The 16489-nt window shown below is 71.7% G+C and carries 16 protein-coding genes; 10 read left to right on the forward strand and 6 right to left on the reverse strand.

All coding sequences use genetic code 11. The annotated features are described in order from the left end of the window. Positions 1 to 5: 5 nt before the first annotated feature. A complete protein-coding gene (locus tag ACZ6ZP_RS02805; protein ID WP_469405297.1) occupies positions 6 to 1478 on the reverse strand; it encodes an HtaA domain-containing protein in 1473 nt (490 codons plus the stop codon). A 155-nt stretch (positions 1479 to 1633) separates the two neighbouring features. Between ACZ6ZP_RS02805 and ACZ6ZP_RS02810 the strand changes: the two genes are divergently transcribed. The 7 genes from ACZ6ZP_RS02810 (at position 1634) to ACZ6ZP_RS02840 (ending at position 9100) form a co-directional block, all read left to right on the forward strand. Further along, a complete protein-coding gene (locus ACZ6ZP_RS02810) occupies positions 1634 to 2650 on the forward strand; it encodes a heme/hemin ABC transporter substrate-binding protein (protein WP_351159761.1) in 1017 nt (338 codons plus the stop codon). 5 nt (positions 2651 to 2655) lie between these two features. Next, positions 2656 to 3744: a FecCD family ABC transporter permease gene (locus tag ACZ6ZP_RS02815; RefSeq protein WP_469405778.1), complete on the forward strand. Its 1089-nt coding sequence runs from the start codon at positions 2656 to 2658 to the stop codon at positions 3742 to 3744. Then, positions 3744 to 4586, forward strand: a complete 843-nt coding sequence (locus ACZ6ZP_RS02820; RefSeq protein WP_469405780.1) for a heme ABC transporter ATP-binding protein — start codon at positions 3744 to 3746, stop codon at positions 4584 to 4586. Before ACZ6ZP_RS02815 ends, ACZ6ZP_RS02820 begins: the two co-directional genes overlap by 1 nt. Positions 4587 to 4778: 192 nt before the next feature. Beyond that, positions 4779 to 5942 (forward strand): iron uptake system protein EfeO, encoded by a 1164-nt coding sequence (gene efeO, locus ACZ6ZP_RS02825; RefSeq protein WP_469405299.1) that lies wholly within the window; start codon positions 4779 to 4781, stop codon positions 5940 to 5942. 21 nt (positions 5943 to 5963) lie between these two features. Beyond that, entirely contained in the window at positions 5964 to 7244 is a 1281-nt protein-coding gene (gene efeB, locus ACZ6ZP_RS02830) for an iron uptake transporter deferrochelatase/peroxidase subunit (protein WP_351159767.1), read from the forward strand. A gap of 16 nt (positions 7245 to 7260) precedes the next feature. Continuing rightward, positions 7261 to 8259, forward strand: coding sequence for an iron uptake transporter permease EfeU (efeU, locus tag ACZ6ZP_RS02835; RefSeq protein WP_469405301.1), 999 nt, complete (start codon positions 7261 to 7263; stop codon positions 8257 to 8259). Beyond that, entirely contained in the window at positions 8162 to 9100 is a 939-nt protein-coding gene (locus tag ACZ6ZP_RS02840) for an SCO2278 family lipoprotein (protein WP_351160664.1), read from the forward strand. The genes efeU and ACZ6ZP_RS02840 overlap by 98 nt, the downstream gene beginning before the upstream one ends. 38 nt (positions 9101 to 9138) lie before the next feature. On the opposite strand, the gene ACZ6ZP_RS02845 is transcribed toward ACZ6ZP_RS02840, so the two are convergent. After that, a complete protein-coding gene (locus ACZ6ZP_RS02845) occupies positions 9139 to 9882 on the reverse strand; it encodes a bifunctional DNA primase/polymerase (RefSeq protein WP_351159771.1) in 744 nt (247 codons plus the stop codon). Between the two features lie 170 nt (positions 9883 to 10052). On the opposite strand from ACZ6ZP_RS02845, the gene ACZ6ZP_RS02850 reads away from it, so the two are divergent. After that, complete coding sequence (locus ACZ6ZP_RS02850; protein WP_469405304.1) at positions 10053 to 10952, forward strand: glycerophosphodiester phosphodiesterase; 900 nt, start codon at positions 10053 to 10055, stop codon at positions 10950 to 10952. A 29-nt stretch (positions 10953 to 10981) separates the two neighbouring features. Here ACZ6ZP_RS02850 and ACZ6ZP_RS02855 read toward each other — a convergent pair whose 3' ends face one another. After that, complete coding sequence (locus tag ACZ6ZP_RS02855; RefSeq protein WP_351159775.1) at positions 10982 to 11614, reverse strand: TetR/AcrR family transcriptional regulator; 633 nt, start codon at positions 11612 to 11614, stop codon at positions 10982 to 10984. A gap of 160 nt (positions 11615 to 11774) precedes the next feature. Here ACZ6ZP_RS02855 and ACZ6ZP_RS02860 point away from each other — a divergent pair, with 160 nt between their 5' ends. Together ACZ6ZP_RS02860 and ddaH are read left to right on the forward strand one after the other, a co-directional pair. Next, positions 11775 to 11933, forward strand: coding sequence for a DUF6243 family protein (locus ACZ6ZP_RS02860; protein ID WP_469405305.1), 159 nt, complete (start codon positions 11775 to 11777; stop codon positions 11931 to 11933). Between the two features lie 163 nt (positions 11934 to 12096). Then, positions 12097 to 12921 carry a dimethylargininase gene (gene ddaH / locus ACZ6ZP_RS02865; protein WP_366462702.1) on the forward strand — a complete coding sequence of 275 codons (825 nt, stop codon included), beginning with the start codon at positions 12097 to 12099 and terminating at the stop codon, positions 12919 to 12921. On the opposite strand, the gene ACZ6ZP_RS02870 is transcribed toward ddaH, so the two are convergent. The 3 genes from ACZ6ZP_RS02870 to ACZ6ZP_RS02880 form a co-directional block, all read right to left on the reverse strand. Then, positions 12910 to 13929, reverse strand: coding sequence for a small ribosomal subunit Rsm22 family protein (locus ACZ6ZP_RS02870; RefSeq protein ID WP_366462703.1), 1020 nt, complete (start codon positions 13927 to 13929; stop codon positions 12910 to 12912). The genes ddaH and ACZ6ZP_RS02870 overlap by 12 nt on opposite strands. Positions 13930 to 14006: 77 nt before the next feature. Beyond that, a complete protein-coding gene (locus ACZ6ZP_RS02875; protein WP_469405782.1) occupies positions 14007 to 15071 on the reverse strand; it encodes a serine hydrolase domain-containing protein in 1065 nt (354 codons plus the stop codon). A gap of 59 nt (positions 15072 to 15130) precedes the next feature. After that, on the reverse strand, positions 15131 to 16486 hold the full coding sequence (locus ACZ6ZP_RS02880) for a Bcr/CflA family multidrug efflux MFS transporter (RefSeq protein ID WP_469405308.1): 1356 nt from the start codon (positions 16484 to 16486) through the stop codon (positions 15131 to 15133). Positions 16487 to 16489 lie beyond the last annotated feature (3 nt).

Below are 16489 nucleotides of genomic sequence, written 5' to 3' on the forward strand. Positions count from 1 at the left end.
GAAGGTCAGGAATCCGAGCCGGGAGCACCGGGACCACCGGGAGCACCGGAGGTGTCCGCCGCCGCTCGCTTCTTGCGTACGACCCCGAACGCGACCGCCGCGGCGAGCAGCACCGCCACGCCCGCGCCGATGCCGATCGGCACGGCGGGCGACGAGGATTCGGCCGATTCGGCGGCGTTCTGGGTCTTCGGCTCGGCCTTCTTCGCCTGCGGTGTCGGGCTCGCGGACGAGCCGAGGTCGGGCAGCGCGGGCAGCTTCGCGTCGGCGTCTAGGCCGACGGCGAGCGAGAGCGGGTCCATGGCGGAGCCCGCCTTGTACATGCCGCCGAACGCCTTGGCGCCGTCGGCGGTGAGCTTCGACGGCACTTCGGTGAGGGAGACCAGCCCGTCCTTCGGCTTCAACTCCTCGGCCGCGAAGGTGATCAGCGGGGCCTTCCTCAGCGTGACGCCCTTGTCGCCCTTGCTGTCGACGTCGGCGAAGAGCGTGCCCTTGCCGTCCTTCACCTCGACGGCGACCTTGCTCAGGGCGAGATCGAGGCCGTGCTCGCCGGTGAAGCGCACCGCGCCCGCGAAGTCCGCGTCGAGGCTCTGCTTCTTCTTGTCGTACGTCCCCTCGCCCTGGGGGAAGCGGAAGAGCGCGCCCCCGTCCTGGGCTCCGGCCGACAGCTTCCATTCGCCCTTGGCGATGGAGCCGGTGACGTACTCCCGGAAGGTGCGGCGCACGCCCCAGTCGACGGCGGCGTCCTCGATCCGGCCCGCCTTCGCCTTGTCCTGCTCGGACTTCGAGGGCTTCGAGGGCTTCGGCGACGGCTTCTTCGACGGCTTGTCGGAGCCGGGGCCCGCCTTCGCCGCGAGGTCCGCCGACAGGCTCACCCGGTCCAGTTCGGTGCCCGCCGTGTAGTACCCGGCGAAGGCCTTCGCCCCCTGGGAAGTGAGCGTGGCGGGGAGGTTGTTGAGGGCGATCGGTCCCGCGCCGCCCTTCATGCCGATGCCCGACATGCCGAGGGTCGCGAGCGGCACCTGGGCGCTGGACGTGACCTTGCCCGTGCCCTTCTCCTTGCTGACCATGTCGGCGTAGAGCGTGCCGGAGCCGCCGGAGATCTTGACGGTGGGGCGGCTGATGGTGAGGTCCAGCTCGTACGAGCCGCCCTTCTTGTGCCCGAGGAAGTGCACCCCGCCGGAGAAGGCGGCGCTGAAGGCGCCGCTGTCCGGGTCGTACGACCCCTTCGCCGAGTGGAAGCGGAACTGGCTGCCGCCGACCGTGGCGGCGCCGCCCTGCAAGGTCGAACTCCCCTGCGCGATCGGCCCGGTGACGTAGCTCTGGAAGGAGGATTTGATGCCCCAGTCGAGCCGTCCGCCCTGGACCGTGCGGTCCTGCGCGTGCGCGGTGGCCGCCGGAAGCAGTGCTCCGACGAGTGCGGTGAGCACGGCCACGGCTCCGGCGCGGGCGATGGCTCGCGCCTGTCTTGACGGCGACATGGGACCCCTCCAGGTGTGGCTAATGAGGTAAGGCTAACCTAAACTACGATCACTCCGGCCGGAACCCCCATCCCGGCCACCCGGGCCCCAAGCGCCCCAGAGCAGACCCGCAGCAGACCCTCAACAGCACGACAGGACGGTGGACTTCGGTGCGTATGCCGCGCTCACTCCGTATCGCCGGCGCGTGGACCGCCGTTCTCGCCCTGGCCCTCACGGGCTGTGGATCATCGTCGGACGGCGGTGGCGGTACGTCCCCGAAGGCGAAGGCGGCGGCCTCGGCGCCCGACCGGGTCGAGCCGCTGAAGACCCGCCCCGACCCCGTGCTCCCCGCCACCGTCACCTCCGCCGACGGCAAGAAGGTCACCGTCGACGACACCAGCCGGATCGTCCCGCTCACCGGCAGCCTGAGCGAGATCGTCTTCACGCTCGGGCTCGGCAAGGACGTCGTGGCCCGCGACATCACCGCGACCTTCGAGCAGGCGAAGAAGCTGCCGGTGGTGACACGTGCGCACGACGTCTCGGCGGAGAGCGTCCTGTCCCTGAAGCCGACGGTCGTGCTCGCGGACACCTCGACGGGGCCGGCGGAGGCCATCGACCAGATACGTGACGCGGGCATCCCGCTGGTCGTGTTCGACCCGGCGAAGGGCCTCGACGACGTGGGCCCCCGGATCGACGCGGTGGCCAGGACGCTGGGGGTCGAGAAGGCGGGCGACGAGCTCAAGTCCCGTACGCAGCAACGCATCGCGAAGGTGCGGAAGTCCATCCCGGCCTCCGCCCGCACCGAGAAGCCCCGCGTCGCCTTCCTCTACCTGCGCGGCTCCGCGTCCGTCTATCTGCTCGGCGGCCGGGAGTCCGGCGCGGCCTCGCTCCTGGAGGCGGCGGGCGCGGTCGACGCGGGCAAGGCGTCGGGCCTGAGGAAGGACTTCACGGCGATCACCAGCGAGGCACTCGCCAAGGCGGCGCCGGACGCGATCCTGGTCATGTCCAAGGGGCTGGAATCCGTCGACGGCGTGGACGGGCTGCTCAAGGTCCCGGGGGTCGCCGAGACCCCCGCCGGGCTCGACCGCCGCATCGTCTCGATCGACGACGGGGTGCTCCTGAACTACGGGCCGCGCACGGACCAGGTCCTGAAGTCGCTGGTGGAGCAGTTGTACGGGGGCGCTCAGAAGTGACCGTCCTGACCAAGTCGGCGAACGCCGGGCCCGCCGACGCGGAGCCGAAGGCTCCACGGACCCGCCGCCGGGGCGCGGCCGTGCCCCTGACCATCGGGCTCACCGCCGTCCTCGTCCTCCTCTGTCTCCTCTCCGCCGGGATCGGCGCGTACGACATCCCCCTCGGGGACGTCCTCAGCTCCGTCCAGCACCGGATCGGTCTCGGCGGGAGCGCCCTGGACCGGGTCGGCGAGAGCGTCCTGTGGAACGTGCGGCTGCCGCGCGTGACGCTCGCGCTGCTCGTCGGCGGTTCGCTGGGGTGCGCGGGGGCGCTCATGCAGGGCGTGTTCGGCAATCCGCTCGCCGAGCCCGGTGTCATCGGGATCTCGGCGGGCGCGGCCGTCGGCGCGGTGGCCTCGATCGCGCTCGGCCTCAGCTTCTTCGGGAACTGGACCGTGACGGTCTGCGCGTTCGTCGCCGGGCTCGCGACGGTCCTGCTCGTGTACGTCCTCTCGCGCAACGGCGGCCGCACGGAGGTCGTCACGCTCATCCTCACCGGCATCGCCGTGAACGCGTTCGCGGGGGCGCTGATCGGACTCTGCATCTTCTTCGCGGACAACGCGCAGATCACCCAGATCACCTTCTGGCAGCTCGGTTCGCTCGCGGGCGCCACGTGGCCCAAGGTGCTCGCCGTGCTGCCGTGCGCGGTGGCCGGTCTCGCCGTGGCGCCGCTGTACGCGCGGAAGCTGGACCTGCTCGCGCTCGGCGAGCGGCCCGCACGGCATCTGGGGGTGGACGTCGAGCGGCTGCGGCTCATGCTGGTCCTGGTGGTGGCGCTGCTGACGGCCGCCGCCGTGGCCGTCGCCGGGATCATCACGTTCGTCGGGCTTCTGGTCCCGCATCTGCTGCGGATGGCGGCGGGCCCCGGCCACCGCTTCCTCGTGCCGGGCAGTGCGCTGGGCGGGGCGGTCGTCCTGGTCGGCGCGGATCTCGCGGCGCGGACGGTGGCGGCGCCCGCGGAGCTGCCGCTCGGGGTGCTCACCGCGCTCTTCGGGAGCCCGTTCTTCTTCTGGCTGTTGCGCAGGACCCGTCGTAGGCAAGGGGGTTGGGCATGATGACGCGGATCGCCGAGCGGCTGTTCCCGTCCGGGCGCGGGCTCGCGCTGCCGGGGACCTTCACTCCCGGCGACGCGCTCGCCGAGGCGTCGGAGCTCGTGGTGCGGCTCGGCGGGCGCGAGGTGCTCGCCGGGGTGTCCCTCAGCGCCCGCGCGGGCGAGGTGCTGGCCCTGGCCGGGCCCAACGGAGCGGGGAAGTCGACCCTGCTGGCCGCGCTGGCCGCGGACATCCCGGCGGACGAGGGGGTCGTACGCGTCTGCGGGCGCCCCGCCGAGGAGTGGCCCGCCCGTGAACTCGCCCTGCGGCGTTCGGTGCTGCCGCAGGCCGCCGCCCTGTCCTTCCCGTTCACGGTCGAGGACGTCGTGCGGATGGGGCGCGCACCCTGGGCGGGCACGGCCCTGGAGGACGACGACGAGCAGGTCGTACGTGAGGCGATGGCCTCGACGGAGGTGGGCGAGTTCGCGGCCCGCCCCTTCTCCGCGCTGAGCGGCGGCGAACGGGCGCGGGTCGCGCTGGCCCGCGTCCTGGCCCAGCGGGCGCCGCTCCTCCTGCTCGACGAGCCGACCGCGGCGCTCGATCTGCGCCACCAGGAGCTGGTCCTGCGGATCTGCCGGGAGCGGGCCGGCGCCGGTGACGCGGTGGTGGTGGTCCTGCACGACCTGGGGCTGGCCGCGGCGTACGCGGACCGCGCCGCGGTGCTGCACGGCGGCGCCCTCGCGGTGGAGGGCCCGCCGGCCGACGTGTTCACCGGCGAGCTCCTGAGCGAGGTCTACCGGCAGCCGGTCGAGGTGTTCCCGCACCCGCGGACCGGCGCCCCGCTGATCACTCCGGTCCGGACCTGAAACGGCACCTTTTGACCTGCGCTTTACCACCCCATGAGGTGCCCATCACCCTGCCGTGACGCCCCTGTGAGCAGCCCCGAACGGTGAGAGGTGAATCACTGGACGGCTGGGTATCGACCAGGTAAGGCTCAGTTAAGTTAGGTCCGCCTCACCGGCATGCCGGAACCGTCCGTGAACCGCCTTGGAGCCCCTATGCGCCCTGTCCGCCTCTCTGCAGTCACCGCCATCGCCGCGGCGGCGACGCTCACCGCCGTCACGGGCTGCACCGAGAAGAGCGACGCCAAGGGCGGCGGCAACACCGTCGAGGTGACCGCCACCGACGACAAGTGCGACGTCTCCAAGACCAAGCTCAGCGCCGGGCACGTCGAGCTCGCCATCGAGAACAAGGGCTCCAAGGTCACCGAGGTCTACCTCCTCTTCCCCGACGACCGCATCGTCAGCGAGCGCGAGAACATCGGCCCCGGCACGAAGCAGAAGCTCACCGCCGAGGTGAAGTCCGGCTCGTACCAGATCGCCTGCAAGCCCGGCATGAAGGGCGACGGCATCCGCCAGAAGGTCACCGTCAGCGGCGGCAAGGCCGTCAAGCGCGACCCGCGCCTGGACAAGGCCGTCGCCGACTACCGCGCCTACGCGCAGGAGCAGGCCGACGCGACGCTGCCCAAGGTGAAGCTCTTCACCGACGCCGTCCGCGAGGGCGACGTCGACGCCGCGAAGAAGGCGTACGCCAACTCGCGCATCGGCTGGGAGCGCACCGAGCCGGTCGCCGAGTCCTTCGGTGACATCGACCCGAAGGTGGACCTCCGCGAGGACGGCCTGGAGGACGGCCAGGACCTGGAGAAGGACTGGACGGGCTGGCACCGCCTGGAGCGGTCCCTGTGGAAGGACAAGAAGCTCGGGGAGCGCGACAAGGAGCTCGCCACCCGGCTGGACAAGGACCTCCTGGACTGGCAGAACCGCGTCGGCAAGGCGGAGATCACCCCGACCTCCATGGCCAACGGCGCCAAGGAGCTCCTCGACGAGGTCGCCACCGGCAAGGTCACCGGCGAGGAGGAGCGCTACTCGCACACCGACCTCGTCGACTTCAAGGCGAACGTCGAGGGCGCGGAGAAGGCGTACGGCCTGCTCAAGGCGGTCGCGTCGGAGAACGACCCGGCGCTCACCAAGGAGCTCGACAAGCAGTTCGCGGCCCTTGACGAGCTGCTCGGCAAGTACCGCGAGGGCGGCGGCGCGGACTCGTACACGTTCACGTCGTACGACAAGGTCAGCAAGGCGGACCGCAAGGATCTCTCGGACGGCGTCAACGCGCTCGCGGAGCCGCTGTCGAAGCTGGCCGCCGCCGTCGTCACGACCAAGTAGCGGCAAGGGGGTTCCGGGACGATGACCGAGACCACGCGTGACACCGACACGGCCCGCGAGCCGGGCGATGAGCCCACATCCGGCTCCCCTTCCCGGCGTTCGCTCCTCGGCTGGGGCGGTGCGGGGCTCGCGCTCGGCGCCGCCGTCACCGGGGGCGCGGTGGCGGTGGCCAGGGCCGGGGACGAGGCGGTGCCCGCCGCGTCGGCGGGCGGCGCGGTCGCTTTCCGGGGCGAGCACCAGGCGGGGATCGCGACCCCCGTCCAGGACCGGCTGCACTTCGCCGCGTTCGACGTGAAGACGGACGACCGCGAGCAGTTCGTGCAGCTCCTGAAGGACTGGACGCGGGCCGCCGCGCGGATGACCGCCGGGCACCAGGTCGGCGAGGGTGCCTTCGGCGGTCTCTCCGAGGCGCCGCCGGACGACACCGGCGAGGCGCTCGGCCTCAAGCCGTCCCGGCTCACGCTCACCATCGGCTTCGGGCCGAGCCTCTTCGAGAAGTTCGGGCTCGGCGACCGGCGGCCGGAAGCACTCGTCGATCTGCCCAAGTTCCCCGGCGACAACCTGGACAAGTCCCGTGGTGGCGGCGACCTGTGCGTGCAGGCCTGCGCGGACGACCCACAGGTCGCCGTGCACGCCATCCGCAACCTCGCCCGCATCGGCTTCGGCAAGGTCGCGGTGCGCTGGTCGCAGCTCGGTTTCGGCAAGACCTCGTCGACGACGCCGGGTGCGCAGACGCCGCGCAACCTCTTCGGCTTCAAGGACGGCACCCGCAACATCTCGGGCGAGGACGGCTCCGCGCTCGCCGAGCACGTGTGGGTCGGCGAGAAGGACGGGCCCGGCTGGATGGTCGGCGGCTCCTACCTCGTCGCGCGCCGCATCCGCATGAACGTCGAGACCTGGGACCGGACTCCGCTCGGCGAGCAGGAGGACATCTTCGGGCGCGACAAGGGCGAGGGCGCTCCGGTCGGCAAGGCCAAGGAGCACGACGAGCCGTTCCTGAAGGCGATGAAGCCGGACTCGCACGTCCGGCTCGCGCACCCGGACACCAACGACGGGGCGACCATCCTGCGCCGCGGCTACTCCTTCACGGACGGCACCGACGGCCTGGGCCGCCTGGACGCGGGGCTCTTCTTCCTCGCCTACCAGCGGGACGTCCGCACGGGCTTCATCCCGGTGCAGCGCAGCCTGGCGCGCGCCGACGTTCTCAACGAGTACATCCAGCACGTGGGTTCAGCGGTCTTCGCGATCCCGCCGGGCGTCCGCGACAAGGACGACTGGTGGGGCCGGGCACTGTTCGGCTGAGGGGGATCTGACAGACATGTTCGGCAACTACCTGATCGGCCTGCGCGAGGGCCTCGAGGCCAGCCTGGTCGTGTGCATCCTCATCGCCTATCTGGTGAAGACGGAGCGGCGCGACGCGCTCAAGCCCATCTGGATCGGCATCGGCGTCGCGTGCGCCCTCGCGTTCGGCTTCGGCTGCGCGCTGACCTTCGGTTCGCAGGAGCTGACGTTCAAGGCGCAGGAGGCGCTGGGCGGTTCGCTGTCCATCGTCGCCGTCGCCCTGGTGACGTGGATGGTCTTCTGGATGCGGCGTACGGCCCGTCATCTCAAGGCGGAGCTGCACGGCAAACTGGACGCGGCGCTGCAGATGGGCACGGCCGCCCTGGTCGCCACCGCGTTCCTCGCGGTGGGCCGGGAGGGCCTGGAGACGGCGCTGTTCGTCTGGGCCTCGGTCCGGGCGTCCAACGACGGCACGCCGGGCCCGCTGATCGGCGTGCTCCTTGGCCTGCTCACGGCGATCGCGCTGGGCTGGCTTTTCTACAAGGGCACGGTCCGCATCAACCTGGCGAAGTTCTTCACCTGGACCGGCGCCATGCTGGTGGTCGTGGCGGCGGGCGTCCTGGCGTACGGCGTCCATGACCTGCAGGAGGCGGAGTTCCTCGGCGGCCTCCAGAACAAGGCGTTCGACATCAGCGCGACGATCCCCCCGGACAGCTGGTACGGCACGCTCCTGAAGGGCATCTTCAACTTCCAGCCCGACCCGACGGTTGTCCAGGTCACGGTGTGGCTGCTGTACCTGGTCCCGACGCTCGCCTTCTTCTTCGCCCCGGTAGGGTTCGGGCCCGGGAAGGGGAAGGTGAACGCAACGCATGAGCAGGTTTCCAAGGCAGCGCACTCCGATGCGGCGGGGACGGTCTCGACGGCCGGTCCGGTTCGCGATGGCGGCGTCGACGGTGACCGTACTGACGGTGACGGCGAGCGGGTGCGTGACGGTGCACGGGGAGCGGGAGGTCGTCCCGTCGGCGACGAAGGCTGAGGCCGACCGCGCACTGAAGGACTTCCTCACCGCGTACAACAAGGCCGAGAAGGCGTACGACCCGGCCCTGGACGCGGCCCGGGTCACGGGCCCGCTGAGCGCCATCAACCAGGCGGGCCTGAAGTCGAAGGGCGCGCGGAACCCGGACGGCAACCCGAACCAGGTGCCGCTGGAGCTGACGGACGCGAAGTTCTCGATCCCCAAGAAGGCCGGCTGGCCCCGGTGGTTCGTCGCGGACACGAAGTCCAACCGCAGGGGCGACCTGCGCTGGCTGCTCGTCTTCACGAAGGGCAGCGCGGACCAGCTGTGGGAGGCGTCGTACCTGAACCTGGTGTCGCCCGACAAGATGCCCGAGCTGAAGAAGGACCAGGACGGCTGGGCCGAGCCGGTCGATGCGGGCTCCAAGGCCCTGGCGGTGGCGCCGAAGAACCTCGGCGAGCAGTACACGACGTATCTGAAGTCGGGCGGCGACACGTTCGCGCCGGGTGATCACACGTCGACGTGGAAGGCGTTCCGCGACAAGAACACCAAGCGTCGGGGCATCGCCGTCCAGTACATCGACGAGCCGAAGAACGACGGAGCGTTCGCGCCGGTGGGTCTGCGCACCCAGGACGGCGGGGCGATGGTCTTCTTCTCGACGCACCACTACGAGAAGCAGACCGCCGCGAAGGGCGTGAACCTCACCGTCGAACCCGAGGTGAAGCCTCTCCTGACGGGCGAGGTCAAACAGTCGGTGATGCTGGAGCGCGTCTCCAACCAGGTCGTCGTCGACCCGGCCGGCTCCGGCAAGGTGACCTTCCTGAGCCGCATCCAGGGACTGACGGGCGCGCAGGGCGAGTAGAGCGGCCGACAGCCACAGAACGCCTCGCGCGCGGGGCGTCAGCCTCTCAACGGCCAGGCGGCGACGTCGTGCTGGGGCTCGCCCGCGACACGGGCGCACTCGTCGGTGAGCGTCTCCAGCAGCGTCAGCGGGTCCGGCAGCGCGTGCTCGGGGCCCCGGATCCAGCTGACCGCCAGGTCACCGGGCAGCCGCGCGGGCGGCACCAGGACGTACGAACCACGGCAGTGCCAGCGGAAGCCCGGGTGTTCGTTCGTCGTCTCGGGGTGGCAGTCGAGCTCGCAGGGCCACCACTCGTCCTCGTCCTCGGGGGTGCCGCGCGTCAGCGTGAAGAAGAGCATCCGCCCCTCGTCCATGACGCCCTCGGACTCGGCGACGGGACCCACGTCGATGCCGTCGGCGAGCAGCCTGGCGAGCGCCTCGCGCCCGGCGGCGACCGGCACGTCGAGGACGTCGTGGACCATGCCCGTCGCGGTGATGAAGTTGGCCTGCGGCTGATGCCTGGCCCAGCGCTCGATCTGCCCGCGGTCGGTGGTGGACTGCGTCTGCCAGGCGAAGGAGATGGGGTGCCTGGCGGGGGTGGGACAGCCGATGCGGTCACAGGAACATCGGTACGCGGAGGGGTGCGCGGCCGGTGAGAGCGGCAGGCCCGCCGCCGCCGCGGCGACGAGCAGGGCTTCGCGGCCCGCCTCGTCACCTGCCGTGTCCTCCGGTCGGGGACGCCGGCGAAGCCACTGGGAAATCCTGCTCTGTCCGCCGGAACGGCGGCCGAACTCCGCGCCCATCTATCCCCTCACCTCGCATTTGTGCCGAGAAGCATGTCCCATGGTCGCACCATCCTGCTCCTCGGGGGGCCAGAGCCCACATCCGGGGTAGCTGGGGTGATGCAAGGCGCAGGGTGACATCGCGCGTCATTGCGTACTAACGGGGGATATACGCCCCTACCGTGTTCGCCATGGTCACCAGGACTGCGCTCACGGGACTCTCGGGGCTCATGAGCCTCACCACACTGGCCCTCGCGGCGCCCACCGGGGCCCTCGCCCCGATCGAGTGGGGCGGCGGCCCCCTGACGGTGGAGGCGCTCCCCTCCATCACGTACACCGCGCACCGCGGCGGCGCCCTGGAGGTGCCGGAGAACAGCATGTCCGGCCTGGTGGCGGCGTACGCACGCGGCACGGCCCAGGTCATCGACGTGGACACGCGGATACTGCGCGACGGCACGCTCGTGGCCATGCACGACGCGACCCTGGACCGCACGACGACGTCCAAGGGCCCGGTGCGCTCGCTCACCCTGCGCGAATGGAAGAACGTCAGGCTGCGGCCGAGCGCCGGGCTGCCCGGCAGCTGGCGCCCCGAGCGCCCGCCGACGGTCGCCGAGGTCCTTGACCGCTTCGGCGGGCGGATCGTGCTGATGCTGGAGGCGAAGGATCCGCGCAGCCTGCGCACGCTCGGCTCGCTGATCCGCGCGCGAGGCCTGACGCGCTCGGTCTTCGTGAACTCCAACGAGCCCGGTGTCGCGTGGCGCGCGCACCGGATGGGGCTGCTCGCGCAGCTGTGGCGCTCCAAGACGCAGATGCGCACGGACCGGCCCGAGCGGTGGGCCGGGTTCGTGGACGTCCTGGACGTGGACCACAAAGCGCGGGACGCGGATCTCCTGCGGGCGGTCGGCTCCGGGGTCCCCCGGGTGTGGGCGCACACGGTGACCACGCCGGGCCAGCGCGACCGGGCGCTGCGACTCGGCTGCAACGGCGTGATCACGGACCGGCCGGGGCTGCTCGCGCGCACGCCGGTGAAGGGCGTGAAGGGCGTGAGCGCCGCCGGCCTCCGGGAGCGGTGGCCGGTCAACGCCGCGTGATCGGCCGGGGGCCGGTCCGGGGACGGTGATCAGCGGGGCGCGATTCCGTAGAGGGCGTACTCGACGAGCTTGTCGGCGTACTCGTGCGTGAGCGGGCCGGTCCGCTGCATCCAGCGCTGGGCGAGCGGGCCCGTCCACAGCTCCAGGGCGATGCGGGGGTCCACGTCGGGGGCGACCTGGCCGGCCTCCTGGGCGATCTCCAGGCGCTTCACGTACATCTGGAGTCCGGGCTCCAGGAGCCTCTCCACGTACTCGGCGCCGAGCTCCGTGTTGAGCAGGCCCTCGGCGGCGAGCGCCCGCCAAGGGGCGTCGTACTTGGGGTTGTTGAACTCGTCGACGGTGGCCCGCATGACGAGCTTGAGGTCCGCCTCCAGGTCTCCGGAGTCGGGGATCTCGGTCGGGGCGAGGTCGTGGCCCGCGTTGTCGCTCGCCTCTTGGTGGGCCTGTTCGCCCAGGTCCACGAAGGCGTCGAGCAGGACGGCGCCCTTGGACGGCCACCAGCGGTAGATCGTCTGCTTGCCCACGCCCGCCCGGGCGGCGATCGCCTCGATCGTGAGCTTTCCGTAGCCGACTTCGGAGACGAGTTCGAGTGCTGCGTCATAGATCGCGCGGCGCGAGCGTTCGCTGCGGCGCTTGGAGTCAGGGGCGGATTTCTGGACCATGCCATCGAATGTAGCAGCGAACGAGCCGAGACGTACCGTCTCATCAACCCTTGACAAGACGTTCCGTCTCGTTCAAAGTGGTCGAAGAGGCGAGACGGACCGTCTCGCCAAGGTTGTTCGATCCGGAGGTACGCAGATGTCGCGAGGCGGAGCAGGAAACATGCTGGGCGTGGGCGGTACGCGCACCAACCTCTCCCGCAAGGCGCTGCGCGGCTCGGGCCGCGGCGGCCAGATCGGCGGCGGGCTGAGCCCGCAGGCGCAGAAGCGTGAGCTGCTGCGCAGGCTGCAGGAGGGACGCCCGGCGCACGGCCGGTCGTGAGACGGGGACGTGGACGGCGTCTTGACCGTCCGCCGACCCGGGTTGACCACTCGCTGAACCACCCGTTCAGATCACAGCGCGAGGGCTCCTCAGACCGCACCATGGGCAGCAACTGCCCCACTATGGGCAGTAACTGACCACCGCGGTACGTGAGGAGCCCTCGTTGAGTCGTTTTCCTCGTCGCGCCACACCCCGGCGCTATCTGATGTGCTCACCCGCACACTTCAAGGTCACGTACTCCATCAACCCCTGGATGGACCCCTCCAAACCGGTCGACGTCCCGCTGGCCGTAGCCCAGTGGGAGGATCTGCGCGACCGCTACCGCTCGCTCGGCCACACCGTCGAGGAGCTCACCCCGCGTCCCGGCCTGCCGGACATGGTCTTCGCCGCGAACGGCGCGACCGTCATCGGGGGCCGTGTGCTCGGCGCGCGGTTCGCCTATCCCGAGCGCGGCGACGAAGCGGTCGCCCACCTGGAGTGGTTCCGGGAGCACGGCTTCACGGACCTCCACGAACCGACCCATGTCAACGAGGGCGAGGGCGACTTCGCCGTCACGTCCTCGTACGTCCTTGCGGGACGCGGCTTCCGGGCCAGCCCCCTGTCGCACGGAGAGGCGCAGGAGTTCTTCGGCCGCCCGGTCCTGGGGCTCGATCTGGTCGATCCCCGTTACTACCACCTGGACACGGCGCTCGCGGTGCTCGACGACGCCACGGACGACGTCATGTACTACCCGCCCGCGTTCTCGCCGGGCAGCCGGGCGGTCCTGCGGCGCCTCTTCCCCGACGCGCTGATCGCATCTGAGCCGGACGCGGTGGCGCTCGGGCTCAACGCGGTCTCGGACGGCCTGCACGTGCTGCTCCCGCAGGCCGCGGTCGGGCTCTTCGCACCGCTGCGGGAGCGCGGCTACGAACCCGTCGGGATGGACCTGGGCGAGCTGCTCAAGGGCGGCGGCAGCGTGAAGTGCTGCACGCAGGAGCTACGCGCCTAGCGCGTCACCGTCGTGGGGCGGCCAGGCGTCGCCCCACTCCGCGTCACGGGCCGCGCGGTACAGCGGCCCGTGGCGCTTGGTCACCGTCTCGCGGCGCAGCGTCTCGTCCGCCGCGCACAGGTCGAGCAGGACCTGGCCCTTGCGGATCTGCGGCTTGCGTACGACACGCTTCGGCGCGGGAGCCGCATCGAAGCGGACGGCGGCGACGTAGCTGAACTTCTCGTCCTCGTATGCCAATGAGCCGCCCTTGACCTTCCGGTGCAGGGACGAGCGGCTGACGCGGGCGGAGAAGTGGCACCAGTCCTCGCCGGGCACGATGGGGCAGGCGGCGCTGTGCGGGCAGGGGGCGGCGATGCTAAAGCCGGCGGCGACCAGCCGGTCCCTGGCCTCGATGACGCGCGTGTAGCCGTCGGGGGTGCCGGGCTCGACGATGACGACGGCCTGCTGTGCCGCTGCCGCCGCCGCGTCCACGAGGGACCGGCGGTCGGCCTCGGTCAGCTCCTTGAGGACGTACGACACCGTGACGAGATCGGTGCTCTCGATGCTGAGCGCCGCTCCGATCCGGGAGCGCTGCCACTGCGCCGCCTTCAACCACGGGTTCGCGGCGGCCAGTTCACGCCCCAGGGCAAGGGCGGGCTCGGCCCAGTCGAGGACCGTGACGGGCCGCTCGCCGTCCCAGGTCGCGCTCACCGCCCAGGTCGCCGCGCCGGTCCCGCCGCCGACGTCCACATGGCTGCCGGGCGCCCATCCCGCGGGCGCCGCGTCCGCGAGGGCGCCGAGCGCGGAACACACCGCCTCGAAGGTCGCGGGCATGCGGTACGCGGCATACGCGGCGACGTCCGCGCGGTCGCGCAGGATCGGGGCGTCGGTCGGGGTGAGGCCCCGGTAGTTGGCGATCAGCCGGTCCACGGCCTGCGTGGCCTGCTTGGGCCCGAGCCCGTCGAGGAGCCCGGCGAGGGCGGTGCGCAGGGTCTCGGCCGGTGCTACCGGAAAATTCGGGGCGTTCACCCCGTGATTCTAGAGGCGGACGAGACGGCCCCCGCCAGCCAGCGCTGCCGCAGGGCGCGCCCCCCCAGCGGGAGCCCTCAGCGGGCCGCGCGGGCCAGCCGGGTGGCCGCGCGGGCCCGGGGGCCGCTGTCGGCCCGCCCCCGGCGCGGATGGACCGTGTTGGCCAGGAGGATCAGGTACGTGTCCGTGGCGGGGTCCATGACCAGGGACGTCCCGGTGAACCCGGTGTGCCCCGCCGCGCCGCGGCCCGCCAGCTCCCCCATGAACCATGCCTGGTCGAGTCCGAAGCCAAGACCCGGCGGCGTCAGCATCAGCTCGACGAAGTCCGGGCCGAGGATGCGCGCCGTGCCGTACGAGCCGCCGCACAGCAGCGCGCGGCAGAAGACCGCGAGGTCGCGTGCGGTGGAGAAGAGCCCGGCATGGCCCGCGACGCCGCCCAGCGCCCAGGCGTTCTCGTCGTGCACCTCGCCCCGCAGCATCCCCCGGTCGGCCTTGGCCCAGGGCCTGCGCTGGTCCTCGGTGGCCGCGGCGTCGGGGCGCGGCCCGAAGCCGGTGGCGGCCATGCCGAGCGGCCGGGTGATGCCCTCGCGGATCAGGACGTCCAGCGGGCGGCGCGTGATGCGCTCCAGGACGTGCTGGAGGAGCAGCATGTTCAGGTCGGAGTAGAGGTGGTCGCCCGGCGGGCCCGACGGGGCCTCCGCGCGCAGGGCGGCGAGGCGCGCGGCGTCGTCCGGGCAGTCGTACAGCGGGAGTTCGGGGCGCAGGCCCGAGGTGTGCGTGAGCAGTTGGCGCACCGTGATGCCGTGCTCGGCGGCGGCCCTGAACTCGGGGACGTACGCGCAGACCTGCGCGTCGATGCCGAGCGTGCCGCGCTCCAGCTGCTGCATCGCGGCGACCGTCGTGAAGAGCTTGGTCAGCGATGCCAGGTCGAAGGGGGTGCCGGTACGGGTCAACACCTGCTCGGCGGGCGGCAGTTCGACGCCCGCGTCCCTCTCGGGGTCGTACGCGGCGTAGCGCACCGCACGGCCCACCGCCTCCTCCACGGCGATCACCGGGCCGCGCCCGGCGAGCACCACGGCGCCGGAGCACCAGGGGCGCTCGCCGCGCGTCAGTGCGCGCACCTCGCGTACGAGGGCCGCCATCTCGTCCGTGTCGAGCCCCGCGCGATCCGGCGTCCCGGCGCGCAGCAGGCGTGGCGCGGTCAGTGGTCCGTCCCCTCCCGAGTCGTCCTGGCCGAGTGCTGCCAGGGGCGGCACATCCCCGCGAAGCAGGCGATGGCCGCCAGAGCGCAGACTAGCTGGACGACGGCCATCGGCACGGCCGTGGCCTCGCCCGCGATGCCCACCAGCGGCGACGCGATCGCGCCGACGAGGAACGAGGACGTGCCGAGCAGCGCCGACGCGGAGCCCGCGGCGTGCGGGGTGCGCATCAGGGCGAGGGCGTTGGTGTTGGGCATCGCGAGGCCCATCGCCGACATCAGGACGAAGAGCCCGGCCGCGACGGGGACCAGGCCGACGTCCCCGAAGACGCCCGAGGTCATCAGGAGCAGCGCGGCGGCGGCGAGCACGATGACCGCCAGGCCGAAGGCGAGCGCCTTGTCGAGGCTGACCCGGCCGACGAGGATCTTGCCGTTGATCTGGCCGACGATGATCAGGCCGATGGAGTTCACGCCGAAGAGCAGGCTGAAGGTCTGCGGGGACGCCCCGTAGATCTCCTGGATGACGAACGGCGAGGCGGAGATGTACGCGAAGAGCGCGGCGAACGCGAAGCCGCCCGCGATCATGTACCCGGTGAAGACGCGGTCGGCCAGGAGTGACTTCATGGTGCGCAGCGCCTCGACGGTGCCGCCGCTGTGCCGCTTCTCCGGGGCGAGGGTCTCGGGCAGGCAGCGCCAGACCACCGCGGTCAGGGCGATGCCGATCGCCGTGAGCACGACGAAGATGCCGTGCCAGTCGGTGAAGCGCAGGACCTGGCCGCCGATGAGGGGCGCGACGATCGGGGCGACCCCGGAGATCAGCATGAGGGTGGAGAAGAAGCGGGCCATCTCCACGCCGTCGTAGAGATCGCGGACGACGGCGCGGGCGATGACGATGCCCGCGGCGCCCGCCAGGCCCTGCAACAGGCGGAAGCCCACGAGGAGTTCGACGGTGGGCGCCAGCGCGCAGATCGCGGTGGCGAGGATGTAGACGAGCAGCCCGATGAGCAGCGGCCTGCGCCGCCCCCACTTGTCGCTCATCGGCCCGACGACGAGCTGCCCGAGCGCCATGCCGGTGAGGCAGGCGGTGAGGGTCAGCTGCGCGGTCGCCGCGGACGTGTGCAGCGAGCGGGTGACCTCCGGGAGCGCCGGCAGGTACATGTCCATGGAGAGCGGCGGGACCGCGGTGAGGCCACCGAGCACGAGGGTGACCATGAGGCCGGTGCGGCGCCGGGCGGTGAGGGCCGCGGCGGCGGGTGCGGGTGCGGCGGATGCGGGGCCCGGTTCCGGTTCCGGCGGCCGGGACTGCCGTATGAGGGGGTCGTTCGACCCGCTCGTCGTGCGGCTGCCGTGCTCCGGCATACG

It is taken from the genome of Streptomyces sp. NPDC054047 (genome assembly GCF_055585065.1).

Excerpts from the sequence above, each read along its gene's own strand:
- ACZ6ZP_RS02805 (WP_469405297.1), bottom strand. The coding sequence starts at position 1,478 with ATGTCGCCGTCAAGACAGGCGCGAGCCATCGCCCGCGCCGGAGCCGTG.
- ACZ6ZP_RS02810 (WP_351159761.1), top strand. The coding sequence starts at position 1,634 with ATGCCGCGCTCACTCCGTATCGCCGGCGCGTGGACCGCCGTTCTCGCC.
- ACZ6ZP_RS02820 (WP_469405780.1), top strand. The coding sequence starts at position 3,744 with ATGACGCGGATCGCCGAGCGGCTGTTCCCGTCCGGGCGCGGGCTCGCG.
- efeO (WP_469405299.1), top strand. The coding sequence starts at position 4,779 with ATGCGCCCTGTCCGCCTCTCTGCAGTCACCGCCATCGCCGCGGCGGCG.
- efeB (WP_351159767.1), top strand. The coding sequence starts at position 5,964 with ATGACCGAGACCACGCGTGACACCGACACGGCCCGCGAGCCGGGCGAT.
- efeU (WP_469405301.1), top strand. The coding sequence starts at position 7,261 with ATGTTCGGCAACTACCTGATCGGCCTGCGCGAGGGCCTCGAGGCCAGC.
- ACZ6ZP_RS02840 (WP_351160664.1), top strand. The coding sequence starts at position 8,162 with ATGGCGGCGTCGACGGTGACCGTACTGACGGTGACGGCGAGCGGGTGC.
- ACZ6ZP_RS02845 (WP_351159771.1), bottom strand. The coding sequence starts at position 9,882 with ATGGGCGCGGAGTTCGGCCGCCGTTCCGGCGGACAGAGCAGGATTTCC.
- ACZ6ZP_RS02850 (WP_469405304.1), top strand. The coding sequence starts at position 10,053 with ATGGTCACCAGGACTGCGCTCACGGGACTCTCGGGGCTCATGAGCCTC.
- ACZ6ZP_RS02855 (WP_351159775.1), bottom strand. The coding sequence starts at position 11,614 with ATGGTCCAGAAATCCGCCCCTGACTCCAAGCGCCGCAGCGAACGCTCG.
- ACZ6ZP_RS02860 (WP_469405305.1), top strand. The coding sequence starts at position 11,775 with ATGCTGGGCGTGGGCGGTACGCGCACCAACCTCTCCCGCAAGGCGCTG.
- ACZ6ZP_RS02875 (WP_469405782.1), bottom strand. The coding sequence starts at position 15,071 with ATGGCGGCCCTCGTACGCGAGGTGCGCGCACTGACGCGCGGCGAGCGC.
- ACZ6ZP_RS02880 (WP_469405308.1), bottom strand. The coding sequence starts at position 16,486 with ATGCCGGAGCACGGCAGCCGCACGACGAGCGGGTCGAACGACCCCCTC.